This window comes from Campylobacter sp. CFSAN093259, assembly GCF_012889985.1.
In the GTDB taxonomy this organism is placed as follows: Bacteria; Campylobacterota; Campylobacteria; order Campylobacterales; family Campylobacteraceae; genus Campylobacter_D; species Campylobacter_D jejuni.
In genome coordinates, this window is record NZ_CP040617.1 from 1,065,446 (window position 1) to 1,084,777 (window position 19,332).

The following is a 19,332-nucleotide window of genomic DNA, read 5'->3' on the forward strand; positions in this document are numbered from 1 at the left end:
AAATTCTCCTTACACAGTTCCTTTTTCATACATTGCACGATTGCGTTCTTTATCTTGTTTTCTTTTTGCTTTTTCAATTTCTTTATTTCTAAACTCAAGCACACTAAATTTAAACCATAATAATGTCGGACTTGCAACAAAAATAGAGCTTAAAGTTCCCGCTATAATACCTACAATTAAAGCCAAAGAAAATCCTTGTATCATTTCCCCGCCAAAGAAATAAAGTATCACAACGGTTGCTAAAGTCAACCCTGAAGTTAAAACCGTTCTTGATAAAGTTGCTGAAACACTTTCATTAATAATAGGTGCAAGTTCGGTTTTTTTACTTGTTTTAATACCTTCTCTGATTCTATCAAAAATAATAATTGTATCATTCAAAGAGTATCCAAGCACAGTTAAAACAGCAGCCAAAGTATCTAGATTGACATCAATTTTAAATAAAGAAATTGCTCCTAAAGTAATCACAACATCATGAATTTCACTGATTATAGCCGCAAGAGCAAAACGCCACTCAAAACGCAACGCTATATAAATTAAAATTGCTATCAAAGATACAGCTATAGCCATAAGTCCTTTATTTCTAAGTTCATCACCTACTTTTGGACCTACCACATCAGCACGACGCACTTCAAATTTTCCCGTATCCTTTAAAAGAGTGCTTATATGCTCACCTATATCATTGCTTACATTATCATTACTTCCTAAAAAGCGTATAGTTACTTCTTCATTGCTTCCAAACTCAGTTACAGATAAATTTTGAAAAGTTCCTTGATTTTCTAAAATTTCTCGAATTTGCGTTATAGGAGCTGCATTTTCATATTTAAGCTGAACTAAAGTTCCTCCGCTAAAATCAATGCCATATTGCAAACCCCTATCCCAAAGTAAATAAATAGAACCAAAAAACAAAATAAAAGAAAGGGAAATAGCAGCAAAACGCATTCTCATAAAATCATAAATTTTCTTTTCGCTAAAAAACTGCATTATCTTCTCCTATAGCCAAACCAAAATCTTGTATTATTATTTTTTTCTATGCGTTGCATAAAATAATCAAACATTCCGTGAGTTCCTAAAATAGCTGTAATCATAGAAACAACGATACCAATTCCCAAAGTCACAGCAAAACCTTTAACTGCTCCTGTTCCATAGGCATAAAGTGCTACCGAAGTAACTAAAGAAGTGATATTTGAATCTATAATCGCACTCATAGCATTTTTATAACCTTGTTCTATACTAACTCTTATATTTACTCCATCTCGCAAGAGTTCTCGTATACGCTCATTGATAATCACATTTGCATCTACTGCCATACCCACAGTTAAAACAAGTCCTGCCATCCCTGGTAAAGTTAAAGTTGCTCCAAACATAGCCATAACGGCAACTACTACCAAAACATTAACTAGCATTGCAATATTTGCAAAAATTCCTGCCACACCGTAATACATCATCATAAATACTACAATAAAAACCGATGCACCGATTAAGGCTATCATACTCATTTTAATACTATCAGCACCTAAAGATGGTCCTATGCTTCTTTGTTCAAGTAATTTTACAGGCGCAAGCAAAGCTCCACTTCTTAAAGCTACCGCCACATCGCGTGCTTCTTCTTGAGTAAAAGCTCCACTGATTTGCCCACTACCTCCGCCTATGCGTTCATTGATAGATGGAGCAGAATATACTTTATTATCAAGTACAATAGCAAGACGCTTTCCAACATTTGCTCCTGTATAATCAGCAAATTTTTTAGAACCCTCGGCATTTAAAGTAAAATTAATCACAGGATAATTACTCTTATCACTAATCCCTACTCTAGCATCAGTAAGCATAGATCCATCTAAAATAGGTATACTTTTTAAGGTATATTTTAAATTTGGATTTCTAGAATCAGGCACTAAAATCAGTCCATAACTCGCAGCCTCAGCATCGCTCATTGTAGAAGCTTGACCCATTTTAGAATCATCAACTTCCATAAGTTGCAAATGTGCTGCTTTTGTGATGCGTTCTTTTGCTCTTAGTTCATCTTCTTTGGTTTTAATCCCTGCAAGTTCAACCAAAATCTTATCATCACCTTGTTTAGCAACTGTTGGCTCTGCTAAACCAAATTGATCAAGCCTATTTCTTATGGTTTCAACTGCTTGCAAAAGTGCAAAATTTTCTATATTTTTTACTTCTTCTGAGGTAAAAGAAATTTTATAGTGCATATTTTCACTTTGTATATTAATTCCTTTTATTTCTTTAAGCAAATTTTCAACTTTTGCAATATCTGCATTATCAAGCAAAGTAAATTCTAAAATATCATCATGGGTATTTAAGCCATCATTTAAAATATTTTCTTTATTAAAAGAATAACTCAATGAAGATGCAATTGATTTTATTTTAGATTTTACAGCTTCTTCATTATCTACACCTAAGAGCATATAAAGCCCGCCTTGCAAATCAAGCCCTAAATTAATCTTCGCACCACGTTCTGACTGCAAAAAAGAAGGGAGTGAAAAAGCCACTCCAAAAATAAATACCGCTATAAAAATAATCAAGCGATAATTGATTTTAGAATTACGCATCAATTTTCTTTGCTATAAATTCTCTTGAAATTTTTGCAGTAACATTGTCTTCATTAAGCTTAACTTTGATAAAATCCTCCTCTGGTTTTACGACTTCACAAATAAGTCCGCCATTAGTGATGATTTTATCTCCTTTTTGCAAAGACTCAAGCATTTGTTTATGTGCTTTTGCTTGTTTTTGTTGCGGTCTGATCACCAAGAAATAAAAAATTGCAAATAACACTACAAGAGGTAACAATGAAGTTAAAATTGAATTTTCTGCCATATTTTTCCTTTATTCCAAAAAAATTAAACACTAATTCTATCATTTTTAAAATAATAAAAGTCTTTTTTATTGCAATTTTACTTTCAAATTCTATTTATCTATCATTTTTTGAAAATATTTTTACACAAACTATTAGCCCATTTTTAGCTATTTGGGGGTTAGTTTTACTTCTAAAAAGTAAAAATTCTAAACAATATTTTTGGATAGGTTTTTTTGTAGGGATTCTTTGGTTTTGGTGGATTGGTTTATCTTCAATTTATTTTAATCTAAACTATTTAGTGCCAATTATACCAATTATCATTGGTTTTATTTATGGACTACTTTTTAGATTATGTTATTTATTAAAATTTGATTTTTTAAGGCTTTGTGGAATTTTTTGCATAAGTTTTATTCATCCTTTAGGATTTGATTGGCTTAATTGGGGAATTTTTACAGTTTATGGTTTTTTTGACCCAAGTTATCGTGGTATTATTTGCATATTTTTAATAGCATATTTCATCTATGAGGGTTATATATCAAGATATTATAAAATAGCCATTGTTCTTATTTTATTCTTTAGTGGATTTCAATATAATGAAAAACAAGCTCAAACTCTTAATTTAAACTATAAACTCATCAATACTAATATCTCTCAAGATCAAAAATTTTTACAAGAAAATTTAAAATCAAATTCTGATATCTTAATTCAAGATATACTTCAAGCTATAAATGAAAAAAAAGAACTTGTAATCTTGCCTGAAACCGCTTTTGCTTTTGATTTAAAAAATACCAAATACGAGCTCATGCTTAAAGAATTATCTTATAAAATCACCATTATTACAGGAGCATTTCATGTTGAAAAAGAACATACTTACAATAGCACTTATATCTTTAAAAAAGGCAATGTCTATATTTTAAATAAGCATTTTTTAGTTCCCTTTGGTGAAGAAATTCCATTTTTTAAAGACTTAACAAAAAAATATTTTCTTAAAAATATTGAAGAATTTTCTAAAGGTCCTATACAAAGCAAATATAAATTAGATAATCAAATTATCACAAATACAATTTGTTATGAAGCTACCAAAGAACAAAACTATCAAAATTCACAAATTATTATAGCCCTAAGCAACAATGCTTGGTTTAATAATAGCAGCGAATACAAACTCCAGCAACTCTTAATGAAATTTTATGCAAGTAAATATGGGGTTAGTGTTTATCATGCTACAAATGGCAAAGAGAATATAGTTATACTCCCTAAAAAGCTTTTAAGTAAAGATTGGAAAAATTTATCCAAAGAAATATTTAATGATAAAAAATAATATTAAAATTTTAATTTTAAAGTAATTTAAGTTATTTTATATTATAATTCTGTCAAACAATATTTTGACTTAGAGGGGTTTTTACCCCAAAGCTAAATTAATTTAGCTTCCTTCCTAACTTTTATATTTATGGGGGATATTGAAAAATATCCCTCTAAGTCAAAAATTAATATAACCTCATTAATTCTTTATAATTATACAAGCCTTATTTAAGCTTGTATAATATTGTTAATTTTTTAAAGTAGCTTTTTAAACTGTTCTAGAGCATCAAGTTTTTCCCAAGGATAGTCCTTTTGTCCTACTTGCCCACGAGCTGCTACATCCGCATAAAGAAAAGTTTCTTTACTTGGTTTATCCAGATGAAATTTATCACGAATCCAATTTGGTGTTAAAGAGAAATTTTGCATAACAAAATCACTTAAAACATCGTCATTTACACTAGTATTTGTGCCCATACAATCTACGCTTACCGAAGTAGGTTTTGCAACACCTATAGCATAGCTAAGTTGAACAATACATTTTTTAGCAAGCCCTGCTGCAACTATGTTTTTAGCTAGCCATCTACCTGCATAAAGTCCACTTCTATCAACCTTAGTATAATCTTTGCTCGATTGTGCGCCACCACCTATTGGAGAATAACCTCCAAAACTATCTACTATAAGCTTTCTTCCTGTTAAACCACTATCATGCAAAGAAGAATGATTAACATATTTACCGGTTGGATTAATTAAAATTCTAGTTTTATTAGGATCAAAAAGTTCTTTTGGTAAATTACTAGCTAAGATAAGTTTCATCACCAAAGATCTTAAATCTTCTATTTTCATACTTTCAACACAAGGTGCAGAAACTACTATAGTATGGATACTTTGCGGTTTGCAATTTTCAAAATTTGCCTTAGTACCATAATCAATAGTTACTTGAGTTTTAATATCTACTCCAAGTTCATGTGGATTTGCTTTTGCATAAGCATAAACTCTATCGCATAGCATTCTTGCATAACTAATAGCTGCTGGCATGTATTCTTCAGCTTCGCAACTTGCAAAACCAAACATAATACCTTGATCACCTGCTCCTGTTTCGCCATCTTCTTGATCGACACCTTGATTGATATCAGGGCTTTGTTCATTTAAAAACACCATAACATCAACTTCATCAGGATGCAAACACTGCTCTTTACTAAAATGCCCTGCTCCGTCATAACCAATGTTTTTTAAAACATCTTTAACTAAATTATCGTAATCAGCTTTACTAAGCTTGTGATTTGACTTAACTTCGCCTCCTATCACAACCTTATTTCCTGCGACAAAAACCTCACTCGCCACCCTTGAATTTTTGTCATTTTTCAAGAGTATATCCACTATCGTATCAGCGATTATATCAGCGCACTTGTCTGGATGACCTGCACTTACGACTTCTGAAGTGAATAGATACATAAAAAGTCCTTTCATTTAAAATGAACCACAATTGTATCCAAATAAACTTATCAAAGCTTGATAAATTAAAAATTTACTAAAATTAAGCAAAAGTTAGTTAAAATCAACTTCTGATATAAAAAATATTTAAAAGGTTTTTATGTTTTCTAAAATCATTCAAAGCTACGCTAAAGGCAACCTCATAGTTCAAATTTGTATAGGTATAGTACTAGGAATACTCATAGGCATTAGTTCTAAAGAAATATCTGAAATTGCAAATTTACTCGGAATACTTTTTACAAGTGCCTTAAAAGCTATCGCTCCTATGCTTGTTTTTATTTTAATTTTAACCTCAATTTGCACTAAAGATTTTTCTCAAAGTGGTGCTAAGATCAAAAATATTATTATTTTGTATATAGTAGGCACCTTTCTTGCTTCAGCTTGTGCGGTTCTTGCTAATTTTTTCTTCCCTGTAAAGCTTGTTTTAGATGGAGTTCAAACCGCTACAAACTCATCTCCAACCCACATGAGTGAGATTTTCAAAGATCTTTTATTTAAAATTGTCGATAATCCTATAAATGCTCTTTCAAGTGGAAATTATTTAGGAATTTTAACTTGGGCAATAGCTGGAGGTATAGCATTAAAACACTGTTCTAACGAAGCAAAACAAGTTTTTATAGATATCAATGAAGGGGTTTTAAAAATTGTTAAATTTATAGTAAAACTTGCTCCTTTTGGAATTTTTGGACTTGTGGCTAATTCTGTAGCACAAACAGGAGCGCAAGGTTTACTAAGCTATGTAAAACTCTTAATTTTACTTGTAGCTACTATGCTTTTTGTTACTTTTGTTATCAATGCCTTAATAGTCTTTTTTTATACAAGAAAAAATCCTTTTCCTTTGATTTTTATCTGCTTAAGGCACAGTGCATTTTTTGCTTTTTTTACAAGAAGTTCAGCAGCAAATATTCCTGTAAATATGGCACTTTGTGCCAAACTTGGCATAGATAAAGAATTTTATGGCATTTCTATACCTTTAGGAGCTACTATCAACATGGCAGGAGCGGCAGTTACTATAGCCATTTTAAGTCTTACTGCAGCCAATACCGTTGGTATAGAAATCAGTCTTTTACAAGCCTTTTTATTAAGCATTATTGCTACCTTTGCAGCTTGCGGGGCTAGCGGGGTTGCGGGCGGATCTTTACTGCTTATACCTTTGGCTTGTTCTTTATTTAATATAGACTATGATATTGCTATGAAGGTAGTTGCCATAGGTTTTATTATAGGGGTTATTCAAGATAGTGTTGAAACTGCTTTAAATAGTTCTACAGATGTTCTTTTTACAGCAATTTGTTCCAAAAATGAATTAAATTACAATATCAAATAAGGCAAAAAACATGCGTCATCTCATCACTACAAAGGATTTTAGCAAAAGTGAAATTATGGAGCTTTTTAAAGAAGCAAGTGATTTCTTAGATGAAAAGCCTAGAACTTTTCTTGAAGGAAAAAGTATCACGACAATTTTTTTTGAAAATTCTACACGCACCCTTTCATCTTTTGAAAGTGCTGCAAGAAGATTAGGCGCTAGGGTTTTACGCCTTGATGTTTCAAGATCAAGCTCTAGCAAAGGAGAAGCTCTTTATGATACTGCTGCTAATTTAGATGCCATGAGTCCTAATGCTATTGTTGTAAGACACGCAAACTCAGGAGTTCCCTTGATATTAGCAAAGCATATACATTGTCCAGTTGTTAATGGAGGAGATGGAAAACACGCCCATCCTACTCAAGCTTTGCTAGATTTATTTACTATTTATAATCATTTTCAAGGTGATGTCGAAGGTAAAAAAATTTGCATCGTAGGTGATATTAAAAACTCTCGTGTAGCAGCGTCTAATATAGAACTTTTAAGCAGATTTAATCTTGATATTACCCTAGTAGCTCCACCGCATTTTATGCCTAATACCCATCTTAAAAAACATTATAAGCTTGATGAGAATATCATAGCAAATTCAGATATTATCATGAGTCTTAGAACACAAACAGAAAGACATAATAAAACCGTTTACGCTTCACTTAAAGACTATGCAAATGATTTTTGTATTCAAAAAAGCTTAGTAAAAGATAAAAAGCTTATTTTACTACATCCAGGCCCTGTAAATCGCAATATTGACATAAGCGATGAAATGATGAGCGATGAAAGAACTTTAGTTTTAAAACAAGTTAAAAATGGAGTGGCCATTAGAATGGCTGTTCTTAAAAAACTCATATTAGAAAATGAAGGATAAAAAATGTTAGAATGGGATTTAAGTGCTTTATTTCACGATAAAGAAGCATTACAAAATTTTACACAAGATCAAATCCAACAAAGTTTAAATTTCAAAAAAAACTATGAAAATAAACTTTATACATTGGATGCTAATGAGTTTTTACAAGCTTTAAAAGATTATGAAAATTTAAATCAAGCCCTTGGCAAAATCATGACTTATGCTTATTTACTTTTTGCTAAAAACACTCAAAATGGTTCTTTTTATGCACAATACGAAGAAGAATGCAAAAAAATAGAAGAAAATTTACTCTTTTTCGAGCTTGAATTTTGCGAGTTAGCTCCTGAAAAAAGTCAAGAATTTACAACTTTTTGCAAAGATTATGATTTTTATCTTTCTAATTTATTGCAAAACAAACGCTATAATCTTAGCAAAAACGAAGAACGCATTATGCTCTATCTTTCAAATACAGGTGCAAATGCTTTTAGTAGACTTTTTGATGAAAGTATGAGCGCTTTAAAAATCCCTTTTGAAGGTAAAAAACTTAGCGAAGAAGAAATTCTAAGCAAAATGTATGATGAAGATAGAAAGATACGCAAAAAAGCTGCTAAAAAATTCAGTAAAGTTTTACAAAAAAATAGCAGACTTTTAAGTTTTATTATCAATATGATAAAAACAGAAAGAAAAAATATAAGCTTATTAAGAGGTTATGAAAATGCTGAAATTTCAAGACATATCAGCAATCAAATTTCACAAAAAAGCGTTGATTCTTTGATAGCAAGTGCGCAAAAACATTTTAACTTAGTATCGCAATTTTACAAAAGAAAAAAACAAATTTTAGGCTATGATGAGCTTAAAGACTATGACAGATATGCACCCATAGGAAAAGAAGCAAGTTTTGATTTTAAAACAAGTAAAAATATTGTTTTAGAGGCATTTCAAGCTTTTTCTCCTCAATTTTATGATATAGCAAAAAATGCTTTTGATCAAGGCTGGATTGATGTTTATCCGCAAGAAAATAAACAAGGGGGTGCTTTTTCACATTCTGCAACTTCTGATGCACATCCTTTTGTTTTATTAAACTACACCAATAAAAGACGCGATCTTTTTACACTTGCACATGAATTAGGACACACCATCCATCAAAAACTTTCTTATCATGTAAGCTATTTAAATCAAAATACGCCTTTAACCACCGCAGAAACAGCTTCAGTTTTTGCTGAAATGCTGGTATTTGATTTTATTAAAGATAAGCTAAAAAAAGAAGAACTCCTATCTTTATATGCAAATAAAATCGAAGATATTTTTGCAACTTTTTATAGACAAATTAATTTTACTTGTTTTGAAAGACGCTTGCATGCCCAAGAAAATGAACCTAGCACTGAAGAAATCAATAAAATTTGGATGGAAGAATCTCAAAAGATGTTTCAAGACAGCGTAAAACTCACAAAAAATTATGCTTCTTGGTGGAGTTATATTCCTCATTTTATCCATTCTCCTTTTTACTGTTATGCTTATGCCTATGCACAACTTTTAGTTTTAGCTCTTTATGGACTTTACAAAAGTAAAAAATGTGAAAATTTTAAAGAACTTTATATCAAAATGCTTTCTTTAGGTGGAAGTGTGAGTCCAAAAGAACTAGTAGCAATGTTTGGATTTGATATAGAAGATGAAAATTTTTGGGAAATAGGCATAAAAGAAATTCAAAAACTTATCAATGAATTTATGGAGTTGCAATCATGCTAGAAACAATCTTAAAAAATGAAAATTTTATCCATACCATGCAAAAGCATTGTTATGAAGTTATTTCACACCTTATAGAAGAAAACATAGAATTTTCTATAGTTGCAAATACAAATTTCATAGATTTTGACCCTGAACTTCCCAAAGAGCTTGATGTTAAACAAAATCCTTATGCTCTTTTTGCCCTTGGAGGTTACACCTTTGAATCCATACAACTAAATAAAGATTTCATTCAATTTCACGCAGGTTTTGGAAATGATGATTTTGATAGTTTTGTAAAGGTTGATTTAGGAGCTATCACGCAAATTCAAATAGAAAATAGCATTTTATTTGTTAATTTTAGCCTTTATAAACGCGAAGATAGTAAAAATTTACAAAAATCTAAAAATATATTTTTAAATAATCCAAAAAATAAAGATATTTTCAAAAAATGAATCTATTTGAAGATTTAAATGATAGTCAAAAACAAGCGGTAAGCCACATTGATGGAGCTATGCTTATCCTAGCGGGTGCAGGTAGTGGAAAAACCAAAACTATCACCACTCGTCTTGCTTATCTTATCGGTGAAGTAGGCATCCCCTCGCATAACACTCTTACTCTTACTTTTACAAATAAAGCAGCTAGTGTTATGCGTCATAGAGCATTAAATTTTCTACAAGGCAATCACAATCCTTTGCTTTGCACCTTTCATAAATTTGGACTTTTATTTTTAAAACTCCATTTTGAAAGATTGGAGCGTAAAAATAGTTTTATTGTTATCGATACAGATGATACAAAAAAAATAATTAAAGACTTAATCCATGATAAAAACAAAGATAATGTCTATGATATTATCAAATACATATCTTATTGCAAAAATGAAGGCAAAAGAGTAAGCAATGTCTTTGAAGATTTAAATTTACTAAAAGAACATAATTTTGAAAAATATCAAAATGAATACAAATTTGCCAACTATTACCGTGCTTATGAAGAATACTTATTAAAGCAAAATTTTGTAGATTTTGATGATCTTTTATTGCTAAGCAATCTCATTTTAGAAAATGATATAAATTTTGCCAAAGAACAAAGCTTACTTTATAATTACATTACAGTTGATGAGTATCAAGATACTAATACCTTGCAATATAAAATTCTAAAAAATCTATGTTGTATGCATGAAAATATCACAGTTGTTGGTGATGATGATCAAAGTATTTATAGTTGGCGTGGAGCAAAAATTGAAAATATTTTAAATTTTCAAAACGATTTTAAAAATGTTAAACTTGTAAAACTTGAACAAAACTATCGTTCAGTAGGGACTATTTTACAAGCAGCAAATAATCTCATATCTCACAATGAGCAACGACTTGGAAAAACTTTAATCTGCACTAAAGATACTGGGGAAAATATTAAAATATTAAAAAACGAAAACGAAAAAGATGAAGGTTTATATATCGCTCAAGAAGTGAAAAAATTGCTAAATTCTGAAGTAGAAGCTAAAGAGATCGCCGTTTTATTTCGAGTTAATGCACTATCAAGAGCAATAGAAGAAGCATTTATGAAGGAAAAAATTTCTTATAAACTGCTTAGCGGTATGCGTTTTTATGAAAGATTAGAAATAAAAGATTTAATCTCGTATCTTAGACTTATCTTAAATCCAAACGATGATTTGTCATTTAGGCGTATTATAAATCGCCCTAAAAGATCCATAGGAGAAAAAGCCCTAAAAAATTTAGAAGAATATGCAAAAAAACGTCAAATTTCACTTTTTGATGCCTTATGTGAAAGCGATGGCGGTGTAGGAATTTTAACAACAAAAAAAGCACAAAATGAAGCAAATATTTTTATACAAAATATTCACACTCTAAAAAGCTACGATAATGCAAAAAAGGTTTTTGACAATATAGAAGAATTATTTAAAATCAAAGATTATTTTTCAGAGCAAGATGATGGAGATGAAAGAATCAGAAATCTTGATGAGTTTTATGCCAATCTAAGAGAAAAACTCAAAGAAGATCCCGAAGCTTCTTTAGAAGATCTACTTAGTGAAATTTCTTTATTAAGTGATCAAGATAATTTAGATGAAGAATGTGTTTGCTTGATGAGTATTCATGCTAGCAAAGGTTTGGAATTTGATTATGTTTTTATAATAGGCTTTGATGAAGGATTTTTTCCTTTAAATAGCGAAGAAAATCTCGAAGAAGAACGCCGTCTTGCTTATGTTGCCATCACTCGCGCCAAGAAATTTCTCACAATAAGTGTTGCAAATTCTCGTTTTTATCATGGTTCAAGAGCAAACATCAATCCTAGCCGCTTCTTAGAAGAAAGTAAATTAATCAATGAAAAATCAAAAAATCAAAATATACAAAAAACTAGTTTTTGCAAAGGAGATCTAGTTAAACATAAAATTTTTGGCATTGGCAGGGTTGTTGAAGTTAATAAAAGCGGAAAAGAGGAAAAGCTTAATATTAATTTTGGTGGTATAATGCGTGTAATCATGGCAAGCTTCGTGGAAAAAGCAGTATGAATAAGATCTTTGCAGCCTTTAAACCAAGAGGTTTGAGTTCTAATGCCTTTTTAAGTACTTTAAAGAAAAAATATAAAAATAAAAAAGCAGGATATTCTGGCACTCTTGATCCTTTCGCCAAAGGGGTTTTAATCGTTGCGTTTGGACAATACACAAAACTTTTCCGATTTTTAAAAAAAACTCCAAAAACCTATAAAGCTACTTTATGGCTTGGAGTTTACTCCTTAAGTCTTGATGATCAAAATATAAAAGAAATTAAAAATATAAAAGAATTTGATCTTGCAAATTTACAACAAATCATTGATCAAATGCAAGGAATTATCTCCTATACACCGCCGCAATTTAGCGCCAAAAGAATCAATGGAACTCGCGCCTATGAACTTGCAAAAAAAGGTATAGAAGCAAATTTAAAACCTTGCCAAATGGAAGTATTTGATTGCAAGATCTTAAGCTATAATCATCCTTTTTTAAATATCGAAATCACAGTCAGTGAAGGTGCTTATATAAGATCTTATTGTGAACTTTTTGCTAGAAAACTAGGTATTAATGCGACTTTAAGCTCTTTAGAGCGCATTAAAGAAGGCAAATTTGTTTATAATAATGAGAAAAGCTTAAATGTGTTAAAATACATTGACCTAAAGCCAAATTTTATCAAGAAATTAAATAAACTCGAAAATGGTGCTAAAATTTTTGTCGAAGAATTAGAATTTCATGATGAAGGAGATTATTATATTGAAACAGAAAAATATTTTAGCATAATTAATATTAAAGAAAATACAGTAAAATATCTTCTAAATAAGGTTGAAAAATGTTAATATTATCAAGAAAAGAAAATGAAAGTATAATTATCGGAGAAGGTATAGAAATCAAAGTCGTTCAAACAGGGAAAGGATATGCCAAAATAGGCATAGAAGCTCCAAAATCCCTTATGATACTTAGAAAAGAACTTGTTCAACAAGTAAAGGATGAAAATTTGCATTCTGTTGTTCAGAATGATATTAAACTTGATGACTTAAGCAAAAAACTAATCAAATGAAAGCTTACGCTAAAGCAAATATTTTTTTAAAACTTACCGGTTTTGACTCAAGAAAATATCATCTTTTAGAATCACGATTTATACTTTTAAAAGATGTTTTTGATGAGCTTGAGCTTGTTGATAAAGAATCAGACTCTAAAAAAGAATTTGAAATCATTAGTAATTTTAAATGCGAAAATAATATTATTCAAAAGGCTTATTTGCTACTTTCTAAAAGATATAATAACGAATTAAAAGAATTATTTAGCAAAAAAAGCCTAAAACTCACAAAAAATATCCCAGTATGCGCTGGACTTGGTGGTGGAAGTAGCGATTGTGCGAGTTTTTTACTACTAATGAATGAAACCCTAAATTTAAAATTAAACCTGCAAGAACTTATAAATTTAAGCATACAACTAGGAAGTGATATTGCCTTTTTTTTAAGTGGCTTTCACTCTGCTAATGTAAGTGGCTGTGGCGAAATTATAGAAGAATTTGAAGATGACATACCTAATTTAAAATGGACTTTTCCACAAATATCTTGCCAAACTAAAGCTGTTTATGATGAATTTGATAGAGGAATATTTGACTTTCAAAAAAACAATAATCAAGCGCAAATCTACAAAAAACTCAGCACAAAAGAGTTGTTACAAAATTTTAAAAACAAAGAATTAAATGATTTATTTACTCCTTGTGCAACTTTATATCCTAAAATGAAGTCTTACTTACAAGAAGATTTTTTTCTAAGCGGTAGCGGTAGTAGTGTTTTTAAGGTTGATCGATGAAAATTATTGCGAGAAATAAAAAAGCTTTATTTGATTATAGCATCATAGAACGCTTTGAAGCCGGAATTGTCCTTAAAGGAAGTGAAGTTGTAGCCTTAAGAGCAGGAAGAGCAAATCTTAAAGACTCTTTTGTTCGCATTATAAAAAATGAGATTTTTTTACTTAATTCTCATATTTCATTGCTTCATACTACACATTCTTTCTATAAACACGAAGAAAGAGGTGCTAGAAAGCTTTTAATGCATAGAAAGCAAATTGATAAATTATTAGGTAAAGTAAGTATAGAAGGATATACTATCGTTGCATTAGATCTTTATTTTAACACAAAAAATAAAGTAAAAGCTACCCTTGCTTTAGCTAAAGGGAAAAATTTGCACGACAAGCGTGAAACTTTAAAGAAAAAGCAAGCCGATTTAGAAGCTAGAGCTGCTATGAAAAATTACAAATAAAGGAAAATAAATGAAAAAAATTTCAGCCCTATTTTTAATAAGTTTAGCATTTTTTCTTAATGCTTGCTCCAAGGAAGAAGAAATTCAAAATGATTTTATGTTTGAAGAGTATCACAAAGGAGATAAAATAGTCTTAAATAGTGTAAATGGTGGAAGCAAAACTTTAATAAGAACAGATAAAGGTTTTGTGGTGGAAGGAGAGGAAGGAAAAGTTCTAATGTTTGATTTTTTTGGCACTTTTTGCACCCCATGTAAAGAAGAAGCTTTAGATCTTAGCAAACTTTGGAAAAATAATTCTAGCAAATTTATCATTATAGGACTTACACATTTTGAAGATGTTAGCGATGAAACAGTTAAAAAATTCGCGGGTGATTATGGTGCTTACTATTTTCTAAGCAATGGCAGCTCTAATGATCGTATTATTGCTCAAATTTTAAAAGATATAGACTATCAAAATATGGAGCAACTTCCTTTTAAAGTTGTTTTAAAAAATGGAATTTATCAAAAAATAAGCGATTACTGGAATAATAATACTCCAACAAATTTTTATCTTGGTAAAATTCCAACAGAACTCATGCAAGAAGATTTAAATAAAATCTACAAAGGAAAATAATGCCAAAAACCCAAACTCTAGAGCAAACAAAACTTAGTGAACCAAAAATGTATAAAGTTATACTCTTAAATGATGATGTAACAACCATGGATTTTGTCATAGAAATTTTGATGAATATTTTTCATCAAAACCTTGAGAAAGCAAGTCAAACAATGTTAGAAATTCATCACAATGGTTCTGGAATTTGTGGCATTTACACCCAGGAAATAGCTCTTTCAAAACAAAAAAAAGTTATGGATGCGGCTAAACTTGCTAATTTTCCACTACAAGCAAAGGTGGAAGAAGAATGAAATACCAAGAAAATTTACAAAAATATCTTGATAATGCCAAAAATCTAAGCTTAATAAATCACCATGAATTTGTTACCTGTGAGCATGTACTGTTTGCATTACTAAAACTAAGCACTGATTTTAAGGATATATTTGAAGAATTTTCAGATGGAGATCTTGAACTTCTAGAAACTGAATTAAAAAATTACATTTCTCAAAACAATCAAGTTATTAAACAAGAAATAGAACCTACAATATCTGTTGTTTTAGATGAAATCTTACTTTCATCTAAAAATAAAAATAATGAAATTAAAATTATAGATTTTTTAGAAAAGCTCATACAGGATTCAAGAAGTTATTCTAGCTATCTCTTAAAAAAACACAACATAAATCTTAACAAAATTCAAGAACTTCAAAATCATGAAAATATACAAAATTTAAACAACCACACAAGTGATTTAACACTTTTAGCTCAAAATGGCAAAATTGATCCTTTAATAGGAAGAAAATTTGAACTTGAAAGAATGATGCAAATTCTTTCACGTCGCAAGAAAAATAATCCTATTTTAGTAGGAGAAGCAGGAGTTGGAAAAACAGCCATTGTAGAGGGATTAGCATTGGCTATTGCGGAAAAAAAGGTGCCTAAAAACTTACAAAATGCAAAAATTTTTAGTCTTGATATGGCTAGTATACTTGCGGGAACAAAATACCGTGGAGATTTTGAGAAAAGAATTAAAGAAATTTTAAGTGAACTTGAGAAAATACCCAATGCTATTTTATTTATTGATGAAATTCACACTATAGTAGGAGCTGGAAGCACAGGAGAATCTCATACTGATTTTTCCAATCTTTTAAAACCAGCTCTAAGCAATGGAACTTTAAAATGCATAGGTGCAACAACTTTTATGGAATATAAAAATACTTTTGATAAAAATAAACCCCTAAGTCGCCGTTTTGCTAAAATAAATGTAGATGAACCAAGCCAAGAAGAAAGCTTGCAAATTCTTAAAGGATTAAAAAACAAATATGAAGAATTTCATCATATCAAATTAAACGATGAAATTCTTCAATATGCTGTAATTTGGGGTAAAAAATTTTTTAATGATAAATTTTTACCTGATAGCGCTATAGATCTGATCGATGAACTTGGCGCTTCTTTTGCTTTAAATCCAAGAGCTAAAAAAAATGCCAATTTAAAAGATTTAGAAAATGTTTTAGCAAAAATGACCCACCATCACAAAATGTTTGAATTCGATCAAAATAAAGCTTTAATGAACTTAAAAACAAATTTAAAAGCAAAAATTTTTGGCCAAGATGAAGTTATAGATAGCCTTGTTTCATCACTTAAGCAAAGTTTCGCAGGATTTAAAAATTCCAATACACCACGCGGAGTGTTTTTGTTTACTGGATCAAGTGGAGTTGGAAAAACAGAACTTTGCAAAGCTTTAGCTGAATTTTTAGGTTTAAATTTAGAACGCTTTGATATGAGTGAATATGCAGAAAAACATGCTATAAGTAAACTAATAGGATCTCCAGCTGGATATATAGGTTTTGAAGAGGGTGGACTTTTAAGCAATGCTATTCGCAAAAATCCTTTCAGTCTTGTTCTTTTTGACGAAATAGAAAAGGCTCATCCTGATTTAAGCAATACCTTTTTACAGATTTTTGACAATGCTGAACTCACCGACAATAGTGGTCTTAAAGTAGATTTTAAAAATACAATCATTATTATGACATCTAATCTAGGACTTAAAGAAAGCAATGAGCTTGGTTTTTTAAGTAAAAATGAAGAAAAAAGTAATCGTGCTATCAAAGACTTTTTTGCTCCAGAATTTATTAATCGCATTGATAAAATTTTACATTTTAATGATTTAAACGATGCTATACTTGTTAAAATTATCGAAAAAGAACTTGACGAAATTTCTAAAAATTTAAATAATATAAAATTATCAGTGGATGATAAAGCTAAAATTTATTTAGCTAAAAAAGCCTATAATAAAGAATTTGGAGTAAGGCTTTTAAAACGCATAATTTCTGAGGAAATAGGAGAAAAAATCAGTGATGAAATTTTATTTGGAAAGCTTAAAAAAGGTGGTATAGCTAAAATCAAACTTGGTAAAAATGAAAAGCTCGAATTTATATTCTAAATTACTCAATGCGCCTAAAAATGCTCCTGTATTTTTAAGTCAAAATTTAGAAGCTGATTTTATTGTAAAAGCTTATACTTTTGGTCTATTCCCATGGACAAGTAAACCTGTAACTTGGTGGTGTCCAGATCCTAGATGCATTTTAATTCCAAATCAAATTCACATCCAAAAAAATATGAAAAAATTTATTAATCTCTATCAAATTAAACTTGATTATGATTTTTTAAAATTAATTACATTATGTCGCGATACACGCTCTCAAAGCTGGATAGATGATGAATTTATTACCACTTATTATAAGTTATTTACCCAAGGCTATGCGCATAGCCTTGAACTTTATGAAAATAATGAACTTATAGGTGGAATTTATGGTTTAATTTTAGGCAAGGTTTTCTTTGGTGAAAGCATGGTAAGCATTAAAAAAAATGCATCTAAAGTTGCCATGATTAAACTTTGTGATTTATTAAAACCTTATGATTTTATCATAGATTGTCAAGTTTATAACCAACATTTAGAATTTATGGGTGCTCATAATATTTCTAGGAAAGAATTTTTAAATATTTTAAAAGAAAAATGCAATCAAGAAAGTGGTTTTAAAAATTTTAAAGATTTAATTACTTAAAAATAAGCGTGAAAATCACGCTTATGACATCGCTTTAGCAACTTCAGCAGAGCTTTCACGAATTTTCTCCATACACTCTCTTGCTTCTTTTGCAAGTTCAACACTCTGATTAACATCCTCTAAACCGCTTTTAATACTCTCAACCACTTGTGATGTAACATTGCGAATAGAATTAATCGTAGTGGTAATTTCATTAACCGAATGCCCTGTTCTTTCAGCTAAATTTCTTACTTCATCAGCAACAACAGCAAAACCTCTACCATGTTCACCAGCACGTGCTGCCTCAATAGCAGCATTTAAAGCAAGCAGATTAGTCTGATCAGCAATATCACTAATAGTTTGAATAATAGATTTAATTTCATCTGATTGTTGATTTAAAGAGGAAACAAGATTTGAACTTTGAGACATCATATCAGCAATATTCTGAACATTTGAAACAGTGTTTTCAATTACACGATCTCCATCTTGAGTAAGATTATCATTTTTTTCTGCAAGTTCGCTTATGAGACGAAGTTTTTCTTGATCTTTTTTAACTTGTTCGCTTATATCTGTAGCAAATTTAATAACCTTGTAAATTTTTCCATCATCATTTTTAACCGGATTATAACTTGCTTCAAGGTATACTTTTTTATTATTTCTTCCGTATCTTATATATTTACCTGATTGAAATTTACCCTCTCTTAAATCTTCCCAAAATTGAACATAGTCCTTAGAGTGTCTATAATTAGAATCACAGAACATACTATGATGCTTTCCTTTAATCTCATCAATATTAAAATCCATAGCTCTTAAAAAATTTTCATTAGCCGTAATAATAGTCCCATCAGGTTTAAATTCAATAATAGCCATAGAACGATTAGCAGCAGCAATAGTATTTCTAAGATCAAGCATTTCATAATGTCTTTGAGTTATATCATTGGCAAATTTAATAATTTTATAAACATAACCATTATTATCACTAATTGGAAGATAATTTGCTTCTAAATAAACATCTATCCCTCCCTTAGCTATACGTCTAAAAAGACCACTTCTAGCTTTTCCATCTCTTAAATCTTTCCAAAAATCACTATATGCTGAAGAATTAACAACTTCAGGCAAACAAAACATACTATGATGCTTACCCTTGATCTCTGAAAGGGAGTATTTCATAGTTGTTAAAAAATTTTGATTTGCCTCTAAAATAACGCCATCGGTAGTAAATTCAATTACCGCCATGGTATTCCCAATAGATCTTAAAATATCTCCTAAACCATTACATTTTTTTTCAAGTTGTTCAATTATTTTAGTATTATTTTTCTTAGCACCAAACATAAAACTCACCTTTTTAATAATAAATTATTTTAAAATTATATCATATTTATATAGTATTATTTACTTAAAATTATA

The 19,332-nt window shown here is 30.0% G+C and carries 19 protein-coding genes; 14 read left to right on the forward strand and 5 right to left on the reverse strand.

All coding sequences use genetic code 11. The features are described from left to right. Positions 1-9: 9 nt before the first annotated feature. From secF to yajC, 3 genes are read right to left on the reverse strand one after another with little or no spacing between them, the layout of a single operon-like run. On the reverse strand, positions 10-981 hold the full coding sequence (gene secF / locus FBF20_RS05610; protein ID WP_002858025.1) for a protein translocase subunit SecF: 972 nt from the start codon (positions 979-981) through the stop codon (positions 10-12). Further along, positions 981-2,561 (reverse strand): protein translocase subunit SecD, encoded by a 1,581-nt coding sequence (secD, locus tag FBF20_RS05615; protein ID WP_002869546.1) that lies wholly within the window; start codon positions 2,559-2,561, stop codon positions 981-983. Before secD ends, secF begins: the two co-directional genes overlap by 1 nt. Next, entirely contained in the window at positions 2,554-2,826 is a 273-nt protein-coding gene (yajC, locus tag FBF20_RS05620; RefSeq protein ID WP_002786346.1) for a preprotein translocase subunit YajC, read from the reverse strand. The genes secD and yajC overlap by 8 nt, the downstream gene beginning before the upstream one ends. Between yajC and FBF20_RS05625 the strand changes: the two genes are divergently transcribed. Beyond that, entirely contained in the window at positions 2,799-4,124 is a 1,326-nt protein-coding gene (locus tag FBF20_RS05625; protein WP_002890084.1) for an apolipoprotein N-acyltransferase, read from the forward strand. The genes yajC and FBF20_RS05625 overlap by 28 nt on opposite strands. Before the next feature lie 236 nt (positions 4,125-4,360). Here the strand turns inward: FBF20_RS05625 and metK are convergent, their stop codons facing one another. Next, positions 4,361-5,557: a methionine adenosyltransferase gene (metK, locus tag FBF20_RS05630; protein ID WP_002890086.1), complete on the reverse strand. Its 1,197-nt coding sequence runs from the start codon at positions 5,555-5,557 to the stop codon at positions 4,361-4,363. Positions 5,558-5,696: 139 nt separating this feature from the next. Here metK and sstT point away from each other — a divergent pair, with 139 nt between their 5' ends. Genes sstT through aat form a run of 13 tightly spaced genes read left to right on the forward strand, consistent with a single transcriptional unit; the run spans position 5,697 to position 17,946 of the window. Next, positions 5,697-6,920, forward strand: coding sequence for a serine/threonine transporter SstT (gene sstT / locus FBF20_RS05635; protein ID WP_002856259.1), 1,224 nt, complete (start codon positions 5,697-5,699; stop codon positions 6,918-6,920). Between the two features lie 10 nt (positions 6,921-6,930). After that, positions 6,931-7,818: an aspartate carbamoyltransferase catalytic subunit gene (locus FBF20_RS05640; RefSeq protein ID WP_002890088.1), complete on the forward strand. Its 888-nt coding sequence runs from the start codon at positions 6,931-6,933 to the stop codon at positions 7,816-7,818. 3 nt (positions 7,819-7,821) lie between these two features. Continuing rightward, positions 7,822-9,543, forward strand: a complete 1,722-nt coding sequence (locus FBF20_RS05645) for a M3 family oligoendopeptidase (protein ID WP_002890090.1) — start codon at positions 7,822-7,824, stop codon at positions 9,541-9,543. Next, positions 9,537-9,974 (forward strand): hypothetical protein, encoded by a 438-nt coding sequence (locus tag FBF20_RS05650; protein ID WP_002890092.1) that lies wholly within the window; start codon positions 9,537-9,539, stop codon positions 9,972-9,974. The genes FBF20_RS05645 and FBF20_RS05650 overlap by 7 nt, the downstream gene beginning before the upstream one ends. Next, the gene (locus tag FBF20_RS05655; protein ID WP_002890094.1) at positions 9,971-12,046 is read left to right on the forward strand and encodes a 3'-5' exonuclease; all 2,076 of its coding nucleotides are present in this window, start codon (positions 9,971-9,973) and stop codon (positions 12,044-12,046) included. Before FBF20_RS05650 ends, FBF20_RS05655 begins: the two co-directional genes overlap by 4 nt. Further along, entirely contained in the window at positions 12,043-12,861 is an 819-nt protein-coding gene (gene truB, locus FBF20_RS05660) for a tRNA pseudouridine(55) synthase TruB (protein ID WP_002890099.1), read from the forward strand. Before FBF20_RS05655 ends, truB begins: the two co-directional genes overlap by 4 nt. Beyond that, positions 12,855-13,082, forward strand: coding sequence for a carbon storage regulator CsrA (gene csrA / locus FBF20_RS05665; RefSeq protein WP_002852854.1), 228 nt, complete (start codon positions 12,855-12,857; stop codon positions 13,080-13,082). Before truB ends, csrA begins: the two co-directional genes overlap by 7 nt. Beyond that, positions 13,079-13,846: a 4-(cytidine 5'-diphospho)-2-C-methyl-D-erythritol kinase gene (locus FBF20_RS05670; RefSeq protein ID WP_002869041.1), complete on the forward strand. Its 768-nt coding sequence runs from the start codon at positions 13,079-13,081 to the stop codon at positions 13,844-13,846. The genes csrA and FBF20_RS05670 overlap by 4 nt, the downstream gene beginning before the upstream one ends. Then, entirely contained in the window at positions 13,843-14,295 is a 453-nt protein-coding gene (gene smpB / locus FBF20_RS05675) for an SsrA-binding protein SmpB (RefSeq protein WP_002852861.1), read from the forward strand. The genes FBF20_RS05670 and smpB overlap by 4 nt, the downstream gene beginning before the upstream one ends. A 10-nt stretch (positions 14,296-14,305) precedes the next feature. Then, positions 14,306-14,908, forward strand: a complete 603-nt coding sequence (locus FBF20_RS05680; protein ID WP_002852711.1) for a TlpA disulfide reductase family protein — start codon at positions 14,306-14,308, stop codon at positions 14,906-14,908. Next, a complete protein-coding gene (locus FBF20_RS05685) occupies positions 14,908-15,198 on the forward strand; it encodes an ATP-dependent Clp protease adaptor ClpS (RefSeq protein ID WP_002852892.1) in 291 nt (96 codons plus the stop codon). The genes FBF20_RS05680 and FBF20_RS05685 overlap by 1 nt, the downstream gene beginning before the upstream one ends. Beyond that, positions 15,195-17,324, forward strand: coding sequence for an AAA family ATPase (locus FBF20_RS05690; protein ID WP_002852743.1), 2,130 nt, complete (start codon positions 15,195-15,197; stop codon positions 17,322-17,324). The genes FBF20_RS05685 and FBF20_RS05690 overlap by 4 nt, the downstream gene beginning before the upstream one ends. Then, entirely contained in the window at positions 17,299-17,946 is a 648-nt protein-coding gene (gene aat / locus FBF20_RS05695) for a leucyl/phenylalanyl-tRNA--protein transferase (protein ID WP_002852895.1), read from the forward strand. Before FBF20_RS05690 ends, aat begins: the two co-directional genes overlap by 26 nt. A 21-nt stretch (positions 17,947-17,967) precedes the next feature. Here aat and cetZ read toward each other — a convergent pair whose 3' ends face one another. Next, positions 17,968-19,257, reverse strand: coding sequence for an energy taxis response protein CetZ (gene cetZ, locus FBF20_RS05700; protein WP_002852708.1), 1,290 nt, complete (start codon positions 19,255-19,257; stop codon positions 17,968-17,970). Positions 19,258-19,332 lie beyond the last annotated feature (75 nt).

Excerpts from the sequence above, each read along its gene's own strand:
- secF (WP_002858025.1), bottom strand. The coding sequence starts at position 981 with ATGCAGTTTTTTAGCGAAAAGAAAATTTATGATTTTATGAGAATGCGT.
- secD (WP_002869546.1), bottom strand. The coding sequence starts at position 2,561 with ATGCGTAATTCTAAAATCAATTATCGCTTGATTATTTTTATAGCGGTA.
- FBF20_RS05625 (WP_002890084.1), top strand. The coding sequence starts at position 2,799 with ATGAAGTTAAAATTGAATTTTCTGCCATATTTTTCCTTTATTCCAAAA.
- yajC (WP_002786346.1), bottom strand. The coding sequence starts at position 2,826 with ATGGCAGAAAATTCAATTTTAACTTCATTGTTACCTCTTGTAGTGTTA.
- metK (WP_002890086.1), bottom strand. The coding sequence starts at position 5,557 with ATGTATCTATTCACTTCAGAAGTCGTAAGTGCAGGTCATCCAGACAAG.
- sstT (WP_002856259.1), top strand. The coding sequence starts at position 5,697 with ATGTTTTCTAAAATCATTCAAAGCTACGCTAAAGGCAACCTCATAGTT.
- FBF20_RS05640 (WP_002890088.1), top strand. The coding sequence starts at position 6,931 with ATGCGTCATCTCATCACTACAAAGGATTTTAGCAAAAGTGAAATTATG.
- FBF20_RS05645 (WP_002890090.1), top strand. The coding sequence starts at position 7,822 with ATGTTAGAATGGGATTTAAGTGCTTTATTTCACGATAAAGAAGCATTA.
- FBF20_RS05650 (WP_002890092.1), top strand. The coding sequence starts at position 9,537 with ATGCTAGAAACAATCTTAAAAAATGAAAATTTTATCCATACCATGCAA.
- FBF20_RS05655 (WP_002890094.1), top strand. The coding sequence starts at position 9,971 with ATGAATCTATTTGAAGATTTAAATGATAGTCAAAAACAAGCGGTAAGC.
- truB (WP_002890099.1), top strand. The coding sequence starts at position 12,043 with ATGAATAAGATCTTTGCAGCCTTTAAACCAAGAGGTTTGAGTTCTAAT.
- csrA (WP_002852854.1), top strand. The coding sequence starts at position 12,855 with ATGTTAATATTATCAAGAAAAGAAAATGAAAGTATAATTATCGGAGAA.
- FBF20_RS05670 (WP_002869041.1), top strand. The coding sequence starts at position 13,079 with ATGAAAGCTTACGCTAAAGCAAATATTTTTTTAAAACTTACCGGTTTT.
- smpB (WP_002852861.1), top strand. The coding sequence starts at position 13,843 with ATGAAAATTATTGCGAGAAATAAAAAAGCTTTATTTGATTATAGCATC.
- FBF20_RS05680 (WP_002852711.1), top strand. The coding sequence starts at position 14,306 with ATGAAAAAAATTTCAGCCCTATTTTTAATAAGTTTAGCATTTTTTCTT.
- FBF20_RS05685 (WP_002852892.1), top strand. The coding sequence starts at position 14,908 with ATGCCAAAAACCCAAACTCTAGAGCAAACAAAACTTAGTGAACCAAAA.
- FBF20_RS05690 (WP_002852743.1), top strand. The coding sequence starts at position 15,195 with ATGAAATACCAAGAAAATTTACAAAAATATCTTGATAATGCCAAAAAT.
- aat (WP_002852895.1), top strand. The coding sequence starts at position 17,299 with ATGAAAAGCTCGAATTTATATTCTAAATTACTCAATGCGCCTAAAAAT.
- cetZ (WP_002852708.1), bottom strand. The coding sequence starts at position 19,257 with ATGTTTGGTGCTAAGAAAAATAATACTAAAATAATTGAACAACTTGAA.